Origin of the sequence: Rhodococcus sp. B7740 (assembly GCF_000954115.1) — a bacterium.
Classification (GTDB): Bacteria; Actinomycetota; Actinomycetes; order Mycobacteriales; family Mycobacteriaceae; genus Rhodococcoides.
Genome location: NZ_CP010797.1, coordinates 686164 through 700882 on the forward strand (window position 1 = coordinate 686164; position 14719 = coordinate 700882).

The 14719-nt window shown below is 66.0% G+C and carries 14 protein-coding genes; 10 read left to right on the top strand and 4 right to left on the bottom strand.

The window, feature by feature from the left end; genetic code table 11:
- The first annotated feature begins 19 nt into the window (after positions 1 to 19).
- Positions 20 to 1144 carry a glycosyltransferase family 4 protein gene (locus NY08_RS03235; protein ID WP_045194880.1) on the top strand — a complete coding sequence of 375 codons (1125 nt, stop codon included), beginning with the start codon at positions 20 to 22 and terminating at the stop codon, positions 1142 to 1144.
- Positions 1145 to 1169: 25 nt separating this feature from the next.
- Here NY08_RS03235 and NY08_RS03240 read toward each other — a convergent pair whose 3' ends face one another.
- The gene (locus tag NY08_RS03240; protein WP_045194881.1) at positions 1170 to 2975 is read right to left on the bottom strand and encodes an AMP-dependent synthetase/ligase; all 1806 of its coding nucleotides are present in this window, start codon (positions 2973 to 2975) and stop codon (positions 1170 to 1172) included.
- A gap of 202 nt (positions 2976 to 3177) precedes the next feature.
- Between NY08_RS03240 and NY08_RS03245 the strand changes: the two genes are divergently transcribed.
- The 6 genes from NY08_RS03245 (at position 3178) to NY08_RS03270 (ending at position 7863) form a co-directional block, all read left to right on the top strand.
- Complete coding sequence (locus tag NY08_RS03245) at positions 3178 to 3570, top strand: polyketide cyclase / dehydrase and lipid transport (RefSeq protein ID WP_082073966.1); 393 nt, start codon at positions 3178 to 3180, stop codon at positions 3568 to 3570.
- Positions 3571 to 3721: 151 nt separating this feature from the next.
- Positions 3722 to 4156 (top strand): SRPBCC family protein, encoded by a 435-nt coding sequence (locus NY08_RS03250; RefSeq protein ID WP_045194884.1) that lies wholly within the window; start codon positions 3722 to 3724, stop codon positions 4154 to 4156.
- A 29-nt stretch (positions 4157 to 4185) separates the two neighbouring features.
- Positions 4186 to 5412, top strand: a complete 1227-nt coding sequence (locus NY08_RS03255; RefSeq protein WP_082073677.1) for an ArsA family ATPase — start codon at positions 4186 to 4188, stop codon at positions 5410 to 5412.
- Positions 5413 to 5451: 39 nt separating this feature from the next.
- A complete protein-coding gene (locus NY08_RS03260) occupies positions 5452 to 5925 on the top strand; it encodes a hypothetical protein (RefSeq protein ID WP_045194885.1) in 474 nt (157 codons plus the stop codon).
- 55 nt (positions 5926 to 5980) lie between these two features.
- Entirely contained in the window at positions 5981 to 6955 is a 975-nt protein-coding gene (locus tag NY08_RS03265) for an ROK family protein (protein WP_045194888.1), read from the top strand.
- A gap of 179 nt (positions 6956 to 7134) precedes the next feature.
- Positions 7135 to 7863: a lysophospholipid acyltransferase family protein gene (locus NY08_RS03270; RefSeq protein WP_037192839.1), complete on the top strand. Its 729-nt coding sequence runs from the start codon at positions 7135 to 7137 to the stop codon at positions 7861 to 7863.
- A gap of 21 nt (positions 7864 to 7884) precedes the next feature.
- Here the strand turns inward: NY08_RS03270 and NY08_RS03275 are convergent, their stop codons facing one another.
- The gene (locus NY08_RS03275) at positions 7885 to 8844 is read right to left on the bottom strand and encodes a glycosyltransferase 87 family protein (RefSeq protein WP_235387087.1); all 960 of its coding nucleotides are present in this window, start codon (positions 8842 to 8844) and stop codon (positions 7885 to 7887) included.
- Positions 8845 to 9255: 411 nt separating this feature from the next.
- Between NY08_RS03275 and NY08_RS03280 the strand changes: the two genes are divergently transcribed.
- Both NY08_RS03280 and NY08_RS03285 read left to right on the top strand, forming a co-directional pair.
- Entirely contained in the window at positions 9256 to 9747 is a 492-nt protein-coding gene (locus NY08_RS03280; RefSeq protein ID WP_032394707.1) for a polyadenylate-specific 3'-exoribonuclease AS, read from the top strand.
- A 45-nt stretch (positions 9748 to 9792) separates the two neighbouring features.
- Positions 9793 to 11178, top strand: a complete 1386-nt coding sequence (locus NY08_RS03285) for a class II 3-deoxy-7-phosphoheptulonate synthase (protein WP_032394396.1) — start codon at positions 9793 to 9795, stop codon at positions 11176 to 11178.
- Here the strand turns inward: NY08_RS03285 and pknB are convergent, their stop codons facing one another.
- Positions 11179 to 13161 (bottom strand): Stk1 family PASTA domain-containing Ser/Thr kinase, encoded by a 1983-nt coding sequence (gene pknB, locus NY08_RS03290; protein WP_045194891.1) that lies wholly within the window; start codon positions 13159 to 13161, stop codon positions 11179 to 11181.
- A 218-nt stretch (positions 13162 to 13379) separates the two neighbouring features.
- Between pknB and NY08_RS03295 the strand changes: the two genes are divergently transcribed.
- Positions 13380 to 13751 carry an Rv2175c family DNA-binding protein gene (locus NY08_RS03295; RefSeq protein WP_032394395.1) on the top strand — a complete coding sequence of 124 codons (372 nt, stop codon included), beginning with the start codon at positions 13380 to 13382 and terminating at the stop codon, positions 13749 to 13751.
- Here the strand turns inward: NY08_RS03295 and NY08_RS03300 are convergent.
- Positions 13748 to 14713 (bottom strand): phytoene/squalene synthase family protein, encoded by a 966-nt coding sequence (locus NY08_RS03300; protein ID WP_032394394.1) that lies wholly within the window; start codon positions 14711 to 14713, stop codon positions 13748 to 13750. The genes NY08_RS03295 and NY08_RS03300 overlap by 4 nt on opposite strands.
- Between the last annotated feature and the right edge of the window lie 6 nt (positions 14714 to 14719).

Consider the following 14719-nt stretch of genomic DNA (forward strand, 5'->3'; position numbering starts at 1 on the left):
GGGCGCTACGGTTGTCGCCATGCGTCGTACTCTGCTCGTGACGAACGACTTTCCTCCTCGCCCGGGTGGTATTCAGTCCTATCTCCACAGCTTCGCCTCGCAACTGCCGGCCGACGAGCTGGTGGTGTACGCACCGCGGTGGCGGGGCGACTCGCACGAGAAGTTCGATGCCGCGCAGCCTTTCGAGGTGATCAGGCATCCGACGACCCTGATGTTGCCGACTCCGCTCGTCGCGCGTCGTGCAGCTCGAATCCTGAAGTCCCGAGGCTGCGATTCCGTGTGGTTCGGTGCGTCGGCTCCGTTGGCGGTGATGTCGTCGTACCTGCGCAAGGCCGGGGCCGATCGCATCGTGGCCAGTACGCACGGTCACGAGGTCGGTTGGTCGATGGTGCCGGGCGGGCGTGCGACCCTGCGCACGATCGGCGAGAACACCGACGTGGTGACCTACGTCAGCAAGTACACCCGGGGGCGCTTCAGCTCGGCGTTCGGGCGGACTGCCGCCCTCGAACATCTACCGCCCGGTGTCGACACCGATCGCTTCGTGCCCGACGACGCGGCGCGAGCGGAACTTCGCGCGCGCTACGGCCTCGGTGATCGCCCCACCGTTCTGTGCCTGTCCCGGCTCGTTCCGCGCAAGGGTCAGGATTTCCTGATCCGCGCGCTTCCGGGGATCCGCCGGGCCGTCGACGGAGCGGTCCTGGTCATCGTCGGCGGCGGACCCTACGAGAAGACCCTGCGCGAGCTCGTTCGATCCACCGGAATGGAGCAACACGTGGTGTTCACCGGCACCGTGCCGTCGGCGGAGCTCGCCGCCCACCACACCATCGCCGACGTGTTCGCGATGCCGAGCCGCACCCGAGGTGCCGGTCTCGATGTCGAAGGTCTCGGCATCGTCTACCTCGAAGCGTCGTCCTGCGGCGTACCGGTCGTCGCGGGCATGTCCGGGGGAGCGCCGGAAGCGGTGCAGCACAACAAGACCGGTGTCGTCGTCGATGGGACGTCGGTCTCGGAGATCACGGACGCGATCGTGCGAATCCTGTCCGATCGCACGCTGGCAACGCAGATGGGCAATGCCGGCCGCGCGTGGGTGGACGCGGAATGGCGCTGGGACGTGCTGACCGAGAAGCTGCGGTCGCTGATCTGACGCGCGTCATCGCGATGCGGTGCACCTACCGGGCGTAGATCGATTCGATCTCGTCGGCGTAGGCGGCGGTGATGACGTTGCGCTTGAGCTTCATGGTGGGAGTCAGCTCACCGCTCTCCTCCGAGAAGTCGTGGGGGAGGAGTCGGTACTTCTTGATCGACTCCGCATGCGAGACGGACTTGTTCGCGTCGGCAACGGCGGCGTCGATCTCCGCGACGAGTTCGGGGTCGGTCTGCAGATCGGCTGCGGTGGCGTCGGCGGCCTTGCCGTGGGAGGACTTCCAGCGATCGAACGCATCCGGATCGAGGGTGATGAGCGCACCGATGAAGGGCTTCTGATCGCCTACGACGACGGCCTGGCTGATCAGCGCACCCGCCCGCAGTTGGTCTTCCAGTCCGGCCGGTGAGACGTTCTTGCCTCCTGCGGTGACGATCAGTTCCTTCTTGCGACCCGAGATCGTGATGTACCCGTCTTCGTCGACCGAACCGAGGTCTCCGGTGCGGAACCAGCCGTCGTCCAGTGACTCGGCGGTCGCGACCTCGTTGCGCCAGTAGCCGTCGAACACGACCGGTCCGCGGAGTTGGATCTCGCCGTCCTCGGCGATGCGCACGGTGTTGCCGGGCAGTGGACGCCCGACGCTGCCGACGCGTTGGAAGCCGATGGTGTTGACCGCGAACGCCGCGGTGGTTTCGGTCAGGCCGTAGCCCTCGTAGATCGTCACGCCGATGCCCCGGTAGAAGTGGCCGAGACGGGAGCCGAGGGGCGCTCCGCCGGAGATGGCGAGTTCGCACTTGCCGCCGAGCGCTGCCCGCAGTTTGCCGTAGACCAACTTGTCGAACACGGTGTGCTTGGCGCGCAACACGATTCCCGGTCCACCGGTGTCCTGCGCCTCACTCCACGCCACTGCGCATTCGGTGGCCAGGTCGAAGATCTTGCCTTTGCCGTCGGCGTGCGCCTTCTGTTTGGCGGTGTTGAAGACCTTCTCGAACACTCGAGGCACCGAGAGGATGAAGTCCGGTTGGAACGTACCGAACGTCGCGACGAGGTTCGGGATGTCGTTGGTGTGGCCGAGCGTGACTCCGGCATCGAACGACGCGATGCTCACTGCGCGGGCGAGGACATGCGCGAGCGGCAGGAACATCAGGGTGCTGCGGCCCTGCCTCATCAGTGATTTCAGCGAGGTCTCGCGAATGCCGAGTGATTCGGCGAGCAGATTGGCATGGGTCAGTTGGACGCCCTTGGGGCGACCGGTGGTTCCGGAGGTGTAGATCAAAGTGGCCGGGTCGGACGAGGCGAGTGTCGAAACACGTTGATGTACCTGGTCTTCGGTGATCTCGGATCCGCCGTCGGTCAGGGCCTGTACGGCGTCGGACCCGGCGGAGTTCTCGATCACGAACGTCTGCCGCACCGACGGCGCAGCTGCCACAACGGTTTTCGTTTCCTGCACGTGTGCGTCGTTCTCGAGTATCAGCAGGACGGGCTCGGCGTCTTCGAGGATCCATTCCACCTGCCCGGCGGAGGAGGTCTCGTAGATCGGCACCGTGACACCGCCTGCGGCCCAGATCGCGTAGTCGAGAACCGACCACTCGAATCGCGTCGACGACATCAGGGCGACGCGATCGCCTTGCTCGATGCCAGCGGCGATGAGGCCCTGTGCCACTCCGACCACCAGTTGTTCGAACTCGGCGGCGGTGACGTCGAGCCACTGCCCATCGACCTGGCGGCGGAACACTGTCGTGTCCGGTGAGTTACGGGCGCGGACGAAGACGGTGTCGACAGCCGAGTCGGTGTCCGCGATGTCGTATTTTGCGGCGACGGTGAACTCGCGCACGGGATTACCTCCGGATAGAACGGGGAGAACGAAAGTCGATAGCTCGGCTTCACAGATACTCTAGTCCCGGGCTCGCGGCATCGAAATGCGCCCGGAGTGTAGCCCGCAGGAACGACCCGGAAAGAGGGGAGTGGAGCCTGCAGGAACGACCAGGGAAGAGGGGACGCGCACGGCCGGGGAACCGATGTGTGAAGCTCTGTCGATGAGCAGTATTCAAGTTGCGGATCAGACGTTCGTGGCCGCCTCGGGCGAGCGGGTTGCGCATGCGTTCGCATCGCCCGCTCGGTGGCGTCGATGGTGGCCGGATCTGAACCTGACCATCACCGAGGACCGGGGCGAGAAGGGGATCCGCTGGGCGGTGCGCGGTGGTGTGGTCGGAACGATGGAACTGTGGCTCGAGCCTGCGCTCGACGGTGTGATCGTGCATTACTTCCTGCATGCCGAACCTGCCGCAGGCACCGACGTCGCGGCGCACCAGCATGCCCGTCGGGTGGCCGGACGCGCGATGACGTTCGAGCTCAAACGAGAGCTCGAGGCCGGTCGGTCTGCAGGTGAGGCACCCCACCACGTAGCGTCGACTTCGGCTCGTGAATGAACCGCGCGGTACGGTCGGCCGGTTCGCGTTGTGCGGCGGCGGATCGATCGTGTGAGATAGGCCTGCGCGAGTTCGACGGCACCGAAGCGAACCGAGCTGATCGAAGTACCCGAGCTGATCGAAGTACCCGAGAGGAAGCGGACCAGTAGTCATGGCGGAGAAAACCCAGAGGTCGATCGTCGTCGAAGCCCCACCGAGTCGGGTCATGGACGTCATCGCCGATTTCGACGCGTACCCCACGTGGGTGTCGGCCGCGAAATCCGTCGAGGTCCTCGAGGTCGACGAGGACGGCCGTGGCAAGCGCGTCAAGTTCGTGCTCGATGCGGGAATGGTCAAGGACACCTACGAACTCGAGTACGACTGGGCGGCGGACGGCAATTCGGTCTCGTGGAATCTCGTGTCCGGTGAGATGCAGAAGTCTCAGAACGGCTCGTACACGTTGAAGGAGACCGGCGGCGGCACCGACGTGACGTACGAGCTCACCGTCGATCTGAACATCCCGATGATCGGTCTGTTCAAGCGCAAAGCAGAAAAGGTCATCACCGACACCGCGCTCAAGGAATTGAAGAAGCGGGTCGAAGGCTGACCGACGCTCGCACTGAAGCCCGCACCACGGTGTTGCTGTTCCTCGGCAAAGGTGGCGCGGGTAAGACGACGTTGGCGGCTGCGTCGGGTCTGCGACTGGCTCAGGCCGGTGAACGGGTGCTGATCGCCTCCGTCGACCAGGCGCACTCGCTCGCCGACGCATTCGCGGGGGACGCAGAGGCCGAGGATTCGTCCGGTGTTCGTTCGATCGCTCCTGGTCTCGACATCGTCGAGATCGATACGTTGGCGTTGCTCGAAGCGCGGTACCGGGGGCTGGGCTCGCTGATGGCCGTGGCGTCCGCGGGACACGAGCACGGGGTGAGTTTCGGGGCGATCGAACCGGAGGAGCTGCTCGGTCTTCCCGGAGTCGAAGAGCTGCTCGGTATGCACGAGATCGTCCGTCTCGCCGACGAGAATCGCTGGGACACAGTGATAGTCGATCTTCCCGCATCCGCGGATGCCCTGCGGACGCTGCAGCTGCCCGATACCGTCGCCGCGTACGTCGAGCGGATCTGGCCCCTGCATGCTCGGATGGTCTCGGGCACCGGCTCCGATGTACGTCTGACCCTCGTGGTGGCGATGATCGAGCGAATCCTCGCTCAGGTCGGCTCCGTCCGGTCCCTGATCACCGACTCCGCTCGTACCGGGGCGACCGTCGTCGTCACCGCCGAACAGCTGTCGGTCGTCGACGCGGAGAGAACACTGTCGGCGGCTGCTCTGCTCGGCATCAGAATCGATCGTGTTCTGGTCAACAGAATCCTGCCGAAGCTCACCGCGTCGTCGATCGGTCTCGTGGGCGCTCACCCGGCGGTGTTCTGGTTCGAGAGGTGGCGGGCGGCGCAGCTCGACGCGGTCGCCGAGCTGCGTCGACGCGTCGGTACGGTACCGATCGTGGAGGTGGAGCACGCTCCCGGTGAACCGGTAGGGTTGGGGCCCTTGCAAGATGTGGCCGATCGCCTCGAACCGGACTCCCTCGAACGGAGCGCGCCGGGCTGGGGTGAGCAGCCTTCGGTGGTGCTCGAGTCGGGTACCGGACTCGAATCCGTGTATGCGATGAGAATGCTGCTGCCGGTGGCGGATTCGACGACCTTGGGCTTGGGGCGAGTGGAGGACGACTTGATAGTCAGTGCCGACGGGAGGCGACGGCGCATCACATTGGCGTCGGTGCTGCGTCGGTGCATCGCCGACTCCGCCGAACTCGACGGACCGTTCCTCGTTGTGCGTTTTCGCCCGAATCCCGACGTGTGGCCACTGTGACTTCTACGACCTCTACGACCCGACGGCCGGGGTGATCCGATGACCTCGGACCATTCCGAGCTGGGGGCGGATTTGCTGGCCCTGGCGGACACCGTGCTGACGCGACTCGAGCCGATCCTGCGCCGGGTCGCCGAGACGCAGCAGGATCGTGACCAACAGGGATGCAGTTGGTGCCCGGTCTGCGCGCTCGCGGCCCTGGTGCGCGGTGAGCGCCACGATCTGGTCGAGCTCGTGGCCTCCGAGAGCGTCGTGGTGATCGCGCTGTTGCGTCAGTTGCTCGCAGATCACACGACCTCCGGGGCTCCACATTCTGCGACGCAGGCACCCACCGAGTCGCCGTCACCCGAGGCCGCGGCCGAATCCGGACCCGGCAGTGCCGACGTCCCCTCGGACCCGGCAGAGGTCGCGGACGTGTCGATCGACACGAAACTGCAGGATGCCCGCCCCGCGTCGTTCGTTCCGATTACCGTTCGAGTGAAGAATTCGCAGTCGGACGAGCGGGAGCGTCCGTGAGCGGAGCGACTCGGGTGCAGGCCGCGTGGGGGACGGCCGAGGAAGGCATGAACGAATGAAGCGGCACCACCAGCGATTGACGGTCGGCATCGACGTGGGCGGGACGAGCCTGCGCGCGTCGGTCGTCGACGAGGACGGTCAGGTACTCGACTCGACTGCCGCTCCTACCCCGCACACTGCTCGCGCCCTCGAACGCGGTCTCGACCGCGCCGTGCAGGAACTTGCCGGGCGACACGACATCGCGGCCGTAGGGCTCGCCGTCGCCGGGTTCATCGACTCCGATCGCACGACGGTTCTCTTCGCCCCGCATCTGCCGTGGGTGAACACCCCCGTGGCGACGGAGATGAGCATGCGCATCGGTCTGCCGGTCCTGCTCGAGCACGACGCCAATTCTGCGGCTTGGGCCGAGTATCGCTTCGGTGCCGCGTCCGGTGGTCGCAACGTGGTGATGGTGGCCATCGGTACCGGCATCGGTGCTGCGCTGCTGATCGACGGCAGGATCTATCGGGGCAGCCACGGGGTGGCACCGGAACTCGGTCACATCCAGGTCGTGCCGGACGGTCGGGCATGTCCCTGCGGCAAGCGCGGCTGCTGGGAGCGGTACTGCAGCGGCACCGCTCTGGTGGACACGGCAGTCGAGTTACTGGCGGCGGACCCGGCGTCGTCGACAACCCTGGCACGCGAGGTGTTCCTCGACCCGGGGTCTCTGACCGGCCGCCGCATCGCCGGCGCTGCGCACGAGGGCGACTCCATCGCCCGCCGCACGATGGAAGACTTCGCGCAATGGCTCGGCGTCGGGCTCTCGATGGTCAGCGACGTGTACGACCCCGATCTGATCGTGTTGGCCGGTGGAGTGGCGACGTCGTCGAGTCAGTTCCTGGCCCGCGCGACCGACAAGTACGCCGAGCTGGTGACCGGTGCGGGGCATCGGCCTCTCGCGCGGATTCGCAGTACTCAACTCGGTGAGGCAGCGGGCATGATCGGGGCCGCGGAGTTGGCCCGTGCGCAGTTCGTCACCGGGGTTCGGTGACTGTCCTTCGCCCGGTTCCTGTGACCTCTGTCCCGGGTTCGGAGATGATGTGGCTGGTGTCATAAACCGTGGGTACAGTTCACTACGCGGCACGGTTCGAGGAGGCACGGCCGCAGTCGATTCGCTCCAGGGCGAGGCGGCACCAAACGATTTCCCGACCATCTTCAGGGAGCATGTCAATGTGGTACTGGCTGGTTAAGTACATTTTCGTCGGCCCCCTTCTCATCGCCCTTGGTCGGCCCACGATCGAGGGTGCGGAGAACATCCCGACGGAGGGTCCGGTCATTCTGGCCAGCAACCACAAGGCCGTTCTCGATTCCTTCTATCTCCCGCTCAAGACGCCCAGGCGCATCACCTTCCTCGCCAAGAGCGAGTACTTCACTGGACCGGGTCTCAAGGGTGCGTTCCAGAAGTGGTTCTTCACCGCGGTCGGTCAGGTGCCGATCGATCGCACCGGAGCCGACGCGGCACAGGACGCTCTCAACGCAGGTGTGCGCGTGATCGAAGCAGGCAAGGTTCTGGGTATCTACCCCGAGGGCACGCGGTCGCCCGACGCGCGGCTGTACAAGGGCAAGACCGGGATGGCGCGTCTGGCACTGCAGACCGGGGTCCAGGTGATCCCGGTTGCGATGATCGGTACCGAGAAGATGAACCCGATCGGTTCGCGAGTGTGGCGTCCGGCGAAGGTCACCATCCGAATCGGAAAGCCCATCGACTTCTCTCGCTTCGAAGGTATGGCCGGCAACCGCTTCGTCGAGCGTGCCGTCACCGACGAGGTGATGTACGACCTGATGTTGCTCTCCGGTCAGGAGTACGTGGATGTGTACGCCGCGTCTCTGAAGAAGGCTGCACCCGAGGCGGAGTCGGCTCCGACCGCGCAGCGTATTCCGGATTCCAAGGCCAGCTGAAGCTGCCGGCTCGCTCCGCGATCAGAGTGCGGAGCGGGTGTCGGCCTTCGTACCGGTTCGGTCGGTCCATCCGATCGCAGCAAGCGCGACGATCGACGCGAGAGCCCACCACACGTAGCCCGAGGCCGCGAACTGATCCACGAGCGGCCAGCCGAGGCCGCTCCATCGGCCCTCGCCGAGCTTCCAGTGCGGCGGGTAGAGCATCAACGCCAGCCCGACGGCCACCAGGGTCGCCAGCAGCGCACTGCGGCGGCGATAACCGAGAACGGCGAGCACAACGGTGAACGGGATGGCCCACACCCAGTGATGTGACCACGAGACCGGCGACACCAGCAGACCGAACATGGCGTTGATCGTCAGCGCCAGCGCAGTCTCGCCTGCGGCAAAAGCTTTCCGCATCGCCACCGCCGCGATGGCGAGCACCACCACCGACAACGCGAGCCACAGGATCGATCGGGGCACTTCGTCCAACCCGAGCCGTGCGAGCACTCCTGTGATCGACTGATTGGGTGGGTAGGCCGGGCCGCCGATTCGGTCGGAATCGACGATCGTCTCGGTCCAGTACCTCACCGAGTCGGACCACGTGAGCGCGAAACCGATCGCGGTGAAGACCGCAAAACTCAGTACCGACACCACCGCTGCTCGAAAGTCCTTGCGCAACAGGAAGAACAGTACGAACACCGCGGGCGTGAGTTTGACGGCGGCCACGAGACCGATCAGCACACCTCGGGGCCACGGCGTCTTCTTCGGTAGGCAGTCCAGTGCAACGAACGCCATCAGCACGATGTTGATCTGCCCGTAGTTCAGCGTCGAGGTGACCGGCTCCAGTACGAGCACGGCCACCGCGAACGCGGCACCGGCGGACCACCACAACAGTGCGCGAGGGCGTACCCCGAGCGAGGTGAGAGTGACCACGATCGTCACCAGCAGCAAGAGCATGGACAGCACGGTGACCGCGATCGAGGCGGCGTACAGCGACACCGACGACAGCGGGCTGAAGATCGCCGCGGCGATCGGGGATAGGTGAACGGCAGCGTGGTACCGGTCGCGATCGGAGGCAGTTGACCGTAGAGATCCCCGCCCTCGGCGAACACCTGACCGCCGAGTCGATACACGTCCAGATCCAGTCGGTAGTGCTCGCCGATCGGACGCAGACCCGGGAAGCCGTTGAGATGGAACAGCACGCCCACGACGGCACCGATCAGCACGAGGACCCTGCTCGACGCCACCGCCCAACTCGGCCACCGGCGTCGCGTCGGCGCGGCAGGCTCCGGTGCTTCGGCGACCGGACGGTTGGTGTCGGGCGAGGTCACAACGTTCCCTTTCAGGGCTGTTCGGATCGGGGCTACCGGTACGTGGGGGGCGTGTCCAGGACGCGCTAGGGTGAGCCGCGTGCGCTACTTCTACGACACAGAGTTCATCGAGGATGGTCGCACAATCGAGTTGGTCTCGATCGGTGTGGTGTCGGAGGACGGTCGCGAGTTCTATGCGGTGTCCTCCGAGTTCGACCCCGAGCGCGCCGGCCGCTGGGTTCGACGCAACGTACTTCCCAAGTTGCCACCGTACTCGTCGCCGCTGTGGATGAGCCGGTCGCGAATCCGGGACGAACTGCTCGAATTTCTCGTTCCGCACTACGGTGCCGAGGTCGAACTGTGGGCGTGGGTTGCGGCGTACGACCATGTGGCGCTCTGCCAGCTGTGGGGCTCGATGACCGAGTTGCCGCGTTCGCTGCCGCGGTTCACTCGTGAGCTGCGCCAGCACTGGGAGGATCGCGGCAGTCCCGAGCTGCCGTCGGTGCCAGACGACGCTCATGACGCCCTCGCCGACGCGCGGCACAATCTGGCGAAGTTCCAGGCGATCGAGGAGCACTCCTACCGCGGGTGAACACCCGTTGTCCTGCGGCTTCGGCGGTGCGAATATCCTGTAGCGGTGAACTGGACTGTCGACGTACCCATCGATCGCTTGCCCGACCTGCCGCCGTTGTCGCCGACGCTGCGCTCTCGATTGGACGATGCGTTGGCCAAGCCGGCTGCGCAGCAGCCGCAGTGGGATCCCGAGCATGCTGCCGACATGCGCAAGGTGCTCGAGAGCGTTCCTCCGATCACCGTCGCCGGTGAGGTGGAGGCCTTGTCGGACAAGCTCGCTGCCGTCGCTCGCGGTGAGGCGTTCCTGCTCCAGGGAGGCGACTGCGCCGAGACGTTCGTCGACAACACCGAGCCGCACATCAAGGGCAACATCCGCACGCTGCTGCAGATGGCGGTGGTGCTCACCTACGGCGCGAGCATGCCGGTGGTCAAGGTCGCCCGTATCGCCGGGCAGTACGCCAAGCCGCGTTCGTCGAACATCGACGCTCTCGGTCTGCAGTCCTACCGCGGCGACATGATCAACTCCCTCGTCGCCGACGAGAGCGTCCGCGGCCACGATCCGTCGCGACTGGTGCGCGCATACGCCAATGCGAGCGCGGCGATGAATCTGGTCCGCGCGCTCACCGGTGCCGGCATGGCCGACCTGCACAAGGTGCACGACTGGAACCGCGAGTTCGTCGCGCAGTCGCCCGCCGGTGCGCGCTACGAGGCGCTCGCGGGGGAGATCGACCGCGGACTGCGGTTCATGGATGCCTGCGGCGTCTCGGACCCCAATCTGCACACCGCGCAGATCTTCGCCAGCCACGAAGCGCTCGTTCTCGATTACGAGCGTGCGATGCTGCGCCTGGACAACACCGACGATCACCCCAAGCTGTACGACCTGTCCGCGCACTTCCTGTGGATCGGCGACCGCACCCGCCAGCTCGACGGGGCGCACATCGCGCTGGCCGAGCTGATCTCCAACCCGATCGGTCTCAAGATCGGGCCCACGACCACGCCCGAGATGGCCGTCGAGTACGTCGAGCGTCTCGACCCCACCAACAAGCCGGGCCGTCTGACGCTGATCTCACGCATGGGCAACGGCAAGGTGCGCGACATCCTGCCCGCGATCATCGAGAAGGTTCAGGCCACCGGCCACCAGGTCATCTGGCAGTGCGACCCGATGCACGGCAACACCCACGAGGCGTCGACCGGCTACAAGACGCGGCACTTCGACCGCATCGTCGACGAGGTGCAGGGGTTCTTCGAGGTCCACAACGGCCTCGGAACGCATCCGGGAGGAATTCACGTCGAACTGACCGGCGACAACGTCACCGAGTGCCTCGGCGGTGCCCAGGACATCTCGGATCTCGACCTCGCCGGTCGGTACGAGACGGCCTGCGACCCGCGGCTGAACACGCAGCAGAGCATCGAACTGGCATTCCTCGTCGCCGAGATGCTTCGCGACTGATCAGGGCAGCGAGACGACCTTGACCTCGGACCCCGGTTCCACGCGAGAACCGGCTCCGGGGCTCTGGCTGATGACCAGAGATCCGTCGGTGTCCACCACCTGACGGACGTCGATGGGCAGGCCCAACGTTTCGAGGGTGGTCCGGGCCGAGCCCACCGACCGGCCGAGCAGCGACGGCACGGTGACGGCATTGGATACCTCAAGCACCGCGGTCGACCCGGATCTCACCGTCTCGCCGGCTTCCGGCGTCGTCCCGATCGCCTTTCCGCCGTCGGTGTCCTCGTCGAAGGCCTCTCGAACCTCGCCGACGGTGATGCCGACCGATTCCAGCGTCGTTCGGGCCTGGTCCACGCTCTGCCCACGTACGTCGGGTACCTCGACCGGCGGTGCGCCTTTGCTGCGTAGGACCGTGACCGAGCTGCCGGTGGTCAGGACCGTGCCCGGAGGTGGGTCCAGTGCCGCGACTCCGCCGATCGGTGCGGAGGTACTGAAGGCCTCGCCGCCGTCGACGGGTGTGAAAGTCCGGTCTCGCAATTGCTGTTCCATGTCTTCGACGGATGCGTCCGCGTCGATGGACGGAACCGTGGGGCTACCCAAGGACACCAGGAGAAACACCGTGTCGCCCTTGGCAATTCGCGATCCGCCGGTGGGGTCGGTGCCGATGAGAAGATCGGTGTCCACCGAGTCGGAGTAGGTTCCGCGCACCGCGGCCTCGAGGCCGGCCGCCTCCACGGCGCTGGTCGCACCGGTGGTGTCGAGCCCGTCCACCACCGGGACAGCTGTGTATCGCCCGGAGCCCATCCACCAACCGCCGAAGCCGACCAAGACGGCGAGCAGGGCGACGACGAGGAGCCAGATGACGATCGCGCGGCGCGATCGTTGGCGATCGGCGTCGAAGTCGGGGAACTCGTAGTGCCGTCGGCCGGTCGGGAGTGGCCCTGGCGGCGGCCCGTCGAACGGTTCCTGGCTGTCATCGACGCCTCGGGACGTGGGCGAGGTGACCACCCGGGTGTGCTGCACCCCGTGTTGCTGGGGCGGGGGCGGAGAATTGTCCACGACCTGGGTGTGAGCGGACGGCGGACGGTTGCCTGCCACCGTCGTCGGTGCTCCGGCCGCGGCCGAGCTCAGGTGCTCGGCCGAGCGTTTGGGTGCGGGCACGCGATACTCGGGCAGCGCGAGCGCCGATGCGGCAGCGCGCAGGGCACGGGCCATGTCGTCGGCATTGCGGTACCGGTGCTCCGGGTCGCGGACGGTGGCCCGTTGGACCACCTCGTCGAACTGCGGGGGAACGCCGGCGATGAGGGTGGAGGGGCGTGGTACGTCGTTGTCGATGCGCTGGTATGCGATGGACAGTGAGGTGTCGCCGGTGAACGGTGTGCGTCCGGTCAGAAGCTCGAACAACACGACACCGACGCCGTACACGTCGCTGCTCGCGGACGCGGAGCCGGTGGTGACCTGCTCGGGAGACAGGTACGCGGCGGTGCCCAGAATCACACTGCTCGACGTCACGGTGGACGCTGCGATGGCCCGGACGAGACCGAAGTCGGCGATCTTCACGTCGCCGTCGTCGCTGATCAGGATGTTCTCGGGTTTGATGTCGCGGTGCACGAGGCCGGCTCGGTGTGCGACGGCGAGTGCGTCGAGGACCGGGCGAACGACGGCCGCGGCAGCGTGCGGAGGCATCGGACCGCGCTCGCGCAGCAGTTCACGCAGAGTTCCGCCCTCGACGAGTTCCATGACGAGGAAGGCGTGTTCGCCGTCGCGCCCGTGGTCGTAGACGGCGACGAGGCCCGGGTGGCTGAGCCTGGCCACGGCACGTGCCTCGAACTCGAAGCGTTGCACGAACTGGGGGTCCTCGGCGAACTTCGGGTCCATGATCTTCACCGCCACGGGGCGGTCGAGCCTGGTGTCGAGTCCGCGGTAGACCGTCGACATACCGCCGCGCGCGATCGGTGCGTCTATTCGGTATCGACGATCGAGCATCGAACCCGGTATCACCGAACCTCCCCTCGTCGTCCACTCGTCTTCCGGCTCGGTCGCCGGACACTGAAGACGATCGTATCGGTGCCGGGGATACCGACCGACGATCGTGGCTTGTGTCTTCGGACCGGCTGGGTCGGCTGCACAGGAGTGGAGCCTGCGGAACGACCCGGCTGCGACGCTTTTGAAGTCTCGATGCCGGACCCGTTAACGTTACCTGCGTGAGTGCCATTCCCTATGCCGACGACGTGCTCGATCCGTCGGAGTCCGTGCTGCAGTTCGCCGATGTCGCGAAGATCCTCGACGTCCCCAAGACCCGCGTCGAACAGCTCGTCCGAGATCGCCAGTTGCTCGCCCTGAAGCGTTCACGCGTGCCCGTCGTACCGGAACAGTTCCTCGATTCGAGCAAGGGCACCATCGTCAAGGGGCTGCCCGGTCTCCTGGCCGTGCTGCACGACGGCGGCTACGAGGACGAGGAAATCCTGCGGTGGCTGTTCACCGAGGACGAGAGCCTGCCGGGTGCACCCGTCGCTGCTCTGCACGGCGACCTGATGCGCGAAGTGATCAGGCGCGCACAGGCCATGGCCTTCTAGCGAACCGTCGCGCGCTTGAAGCCGGTGACGGCGAACTGCGGCAGCGCTATGCGCGCTCTGGTCCACTGCGGCACCGTCGCGCGTTGGGAGAGCACACGGTAGCCCTGTGACTCGACCTCGTCGAGTATGCGGCCGTACAGGATGGACGCCGTGCGCATCGACGGCCGCACTCGCGGATCCAGCATCTCGATGCCTGCATCGGACGTGCGGTAGATCGAGCGGGTGACGGCGATCAGGTGTGCGAGGGCGCGGGTGACCCTGGCGTCGACACTGCCCGTGGTGCGGCACCACCGGAGTAGTTCTTCGTCGACGCCGAACGCCGCGAGCTCGTCGGTGGGCAGGTAGATGCGGTCGCGATCGAGGTCCTCACCCATGTCGCGGATGAAGTTGGTCAGCTGGAACGCCTCGCCCAGGGCTGCGGCCGGGGGCTCGGCCACGGACCGCTCGACGACGGTTCCCAGGATCGGCAACATCTGCAGTCCGATCACGGCGGCGGAGCCGTACATGTACTCGCGCAACTGCTCCATCGTGCGATAGCGCGAGACGAACATCGGACTCCCCGGAATGTCCATACGCATCGAGTGCATGAACGCGAAGAAATAGTCGTGCGGAATGTCGTAGCGCGCCACGGTGTCGCACAACGCGCTCAACACCTGATCGGACACGCTGTCGGACAGGGGTTTTCCCGCCAATGCGTCGCGCACCCTGGATTCGATCACATCGAGTTCGACGATGCGACGGGCATTGAGCTCGTCCGATCCCACGGCGATGTCGGTGCCTTCGAGGTCGACGATGTCGTCGACCATCCGGGCGAACCCGTACAGCGCATGTACTCCTGCGCGCTTGTCGGTGGGGAGCAGGCGAGTCGCGAGGAAATACGTCTTGCCGTGTTGGGCGTTGAGTTCGCGGCAGATGCGGTACGCCGCGTGCAGTTCAGGATCGATACCGTCGAGTTCTTTCATCACGCG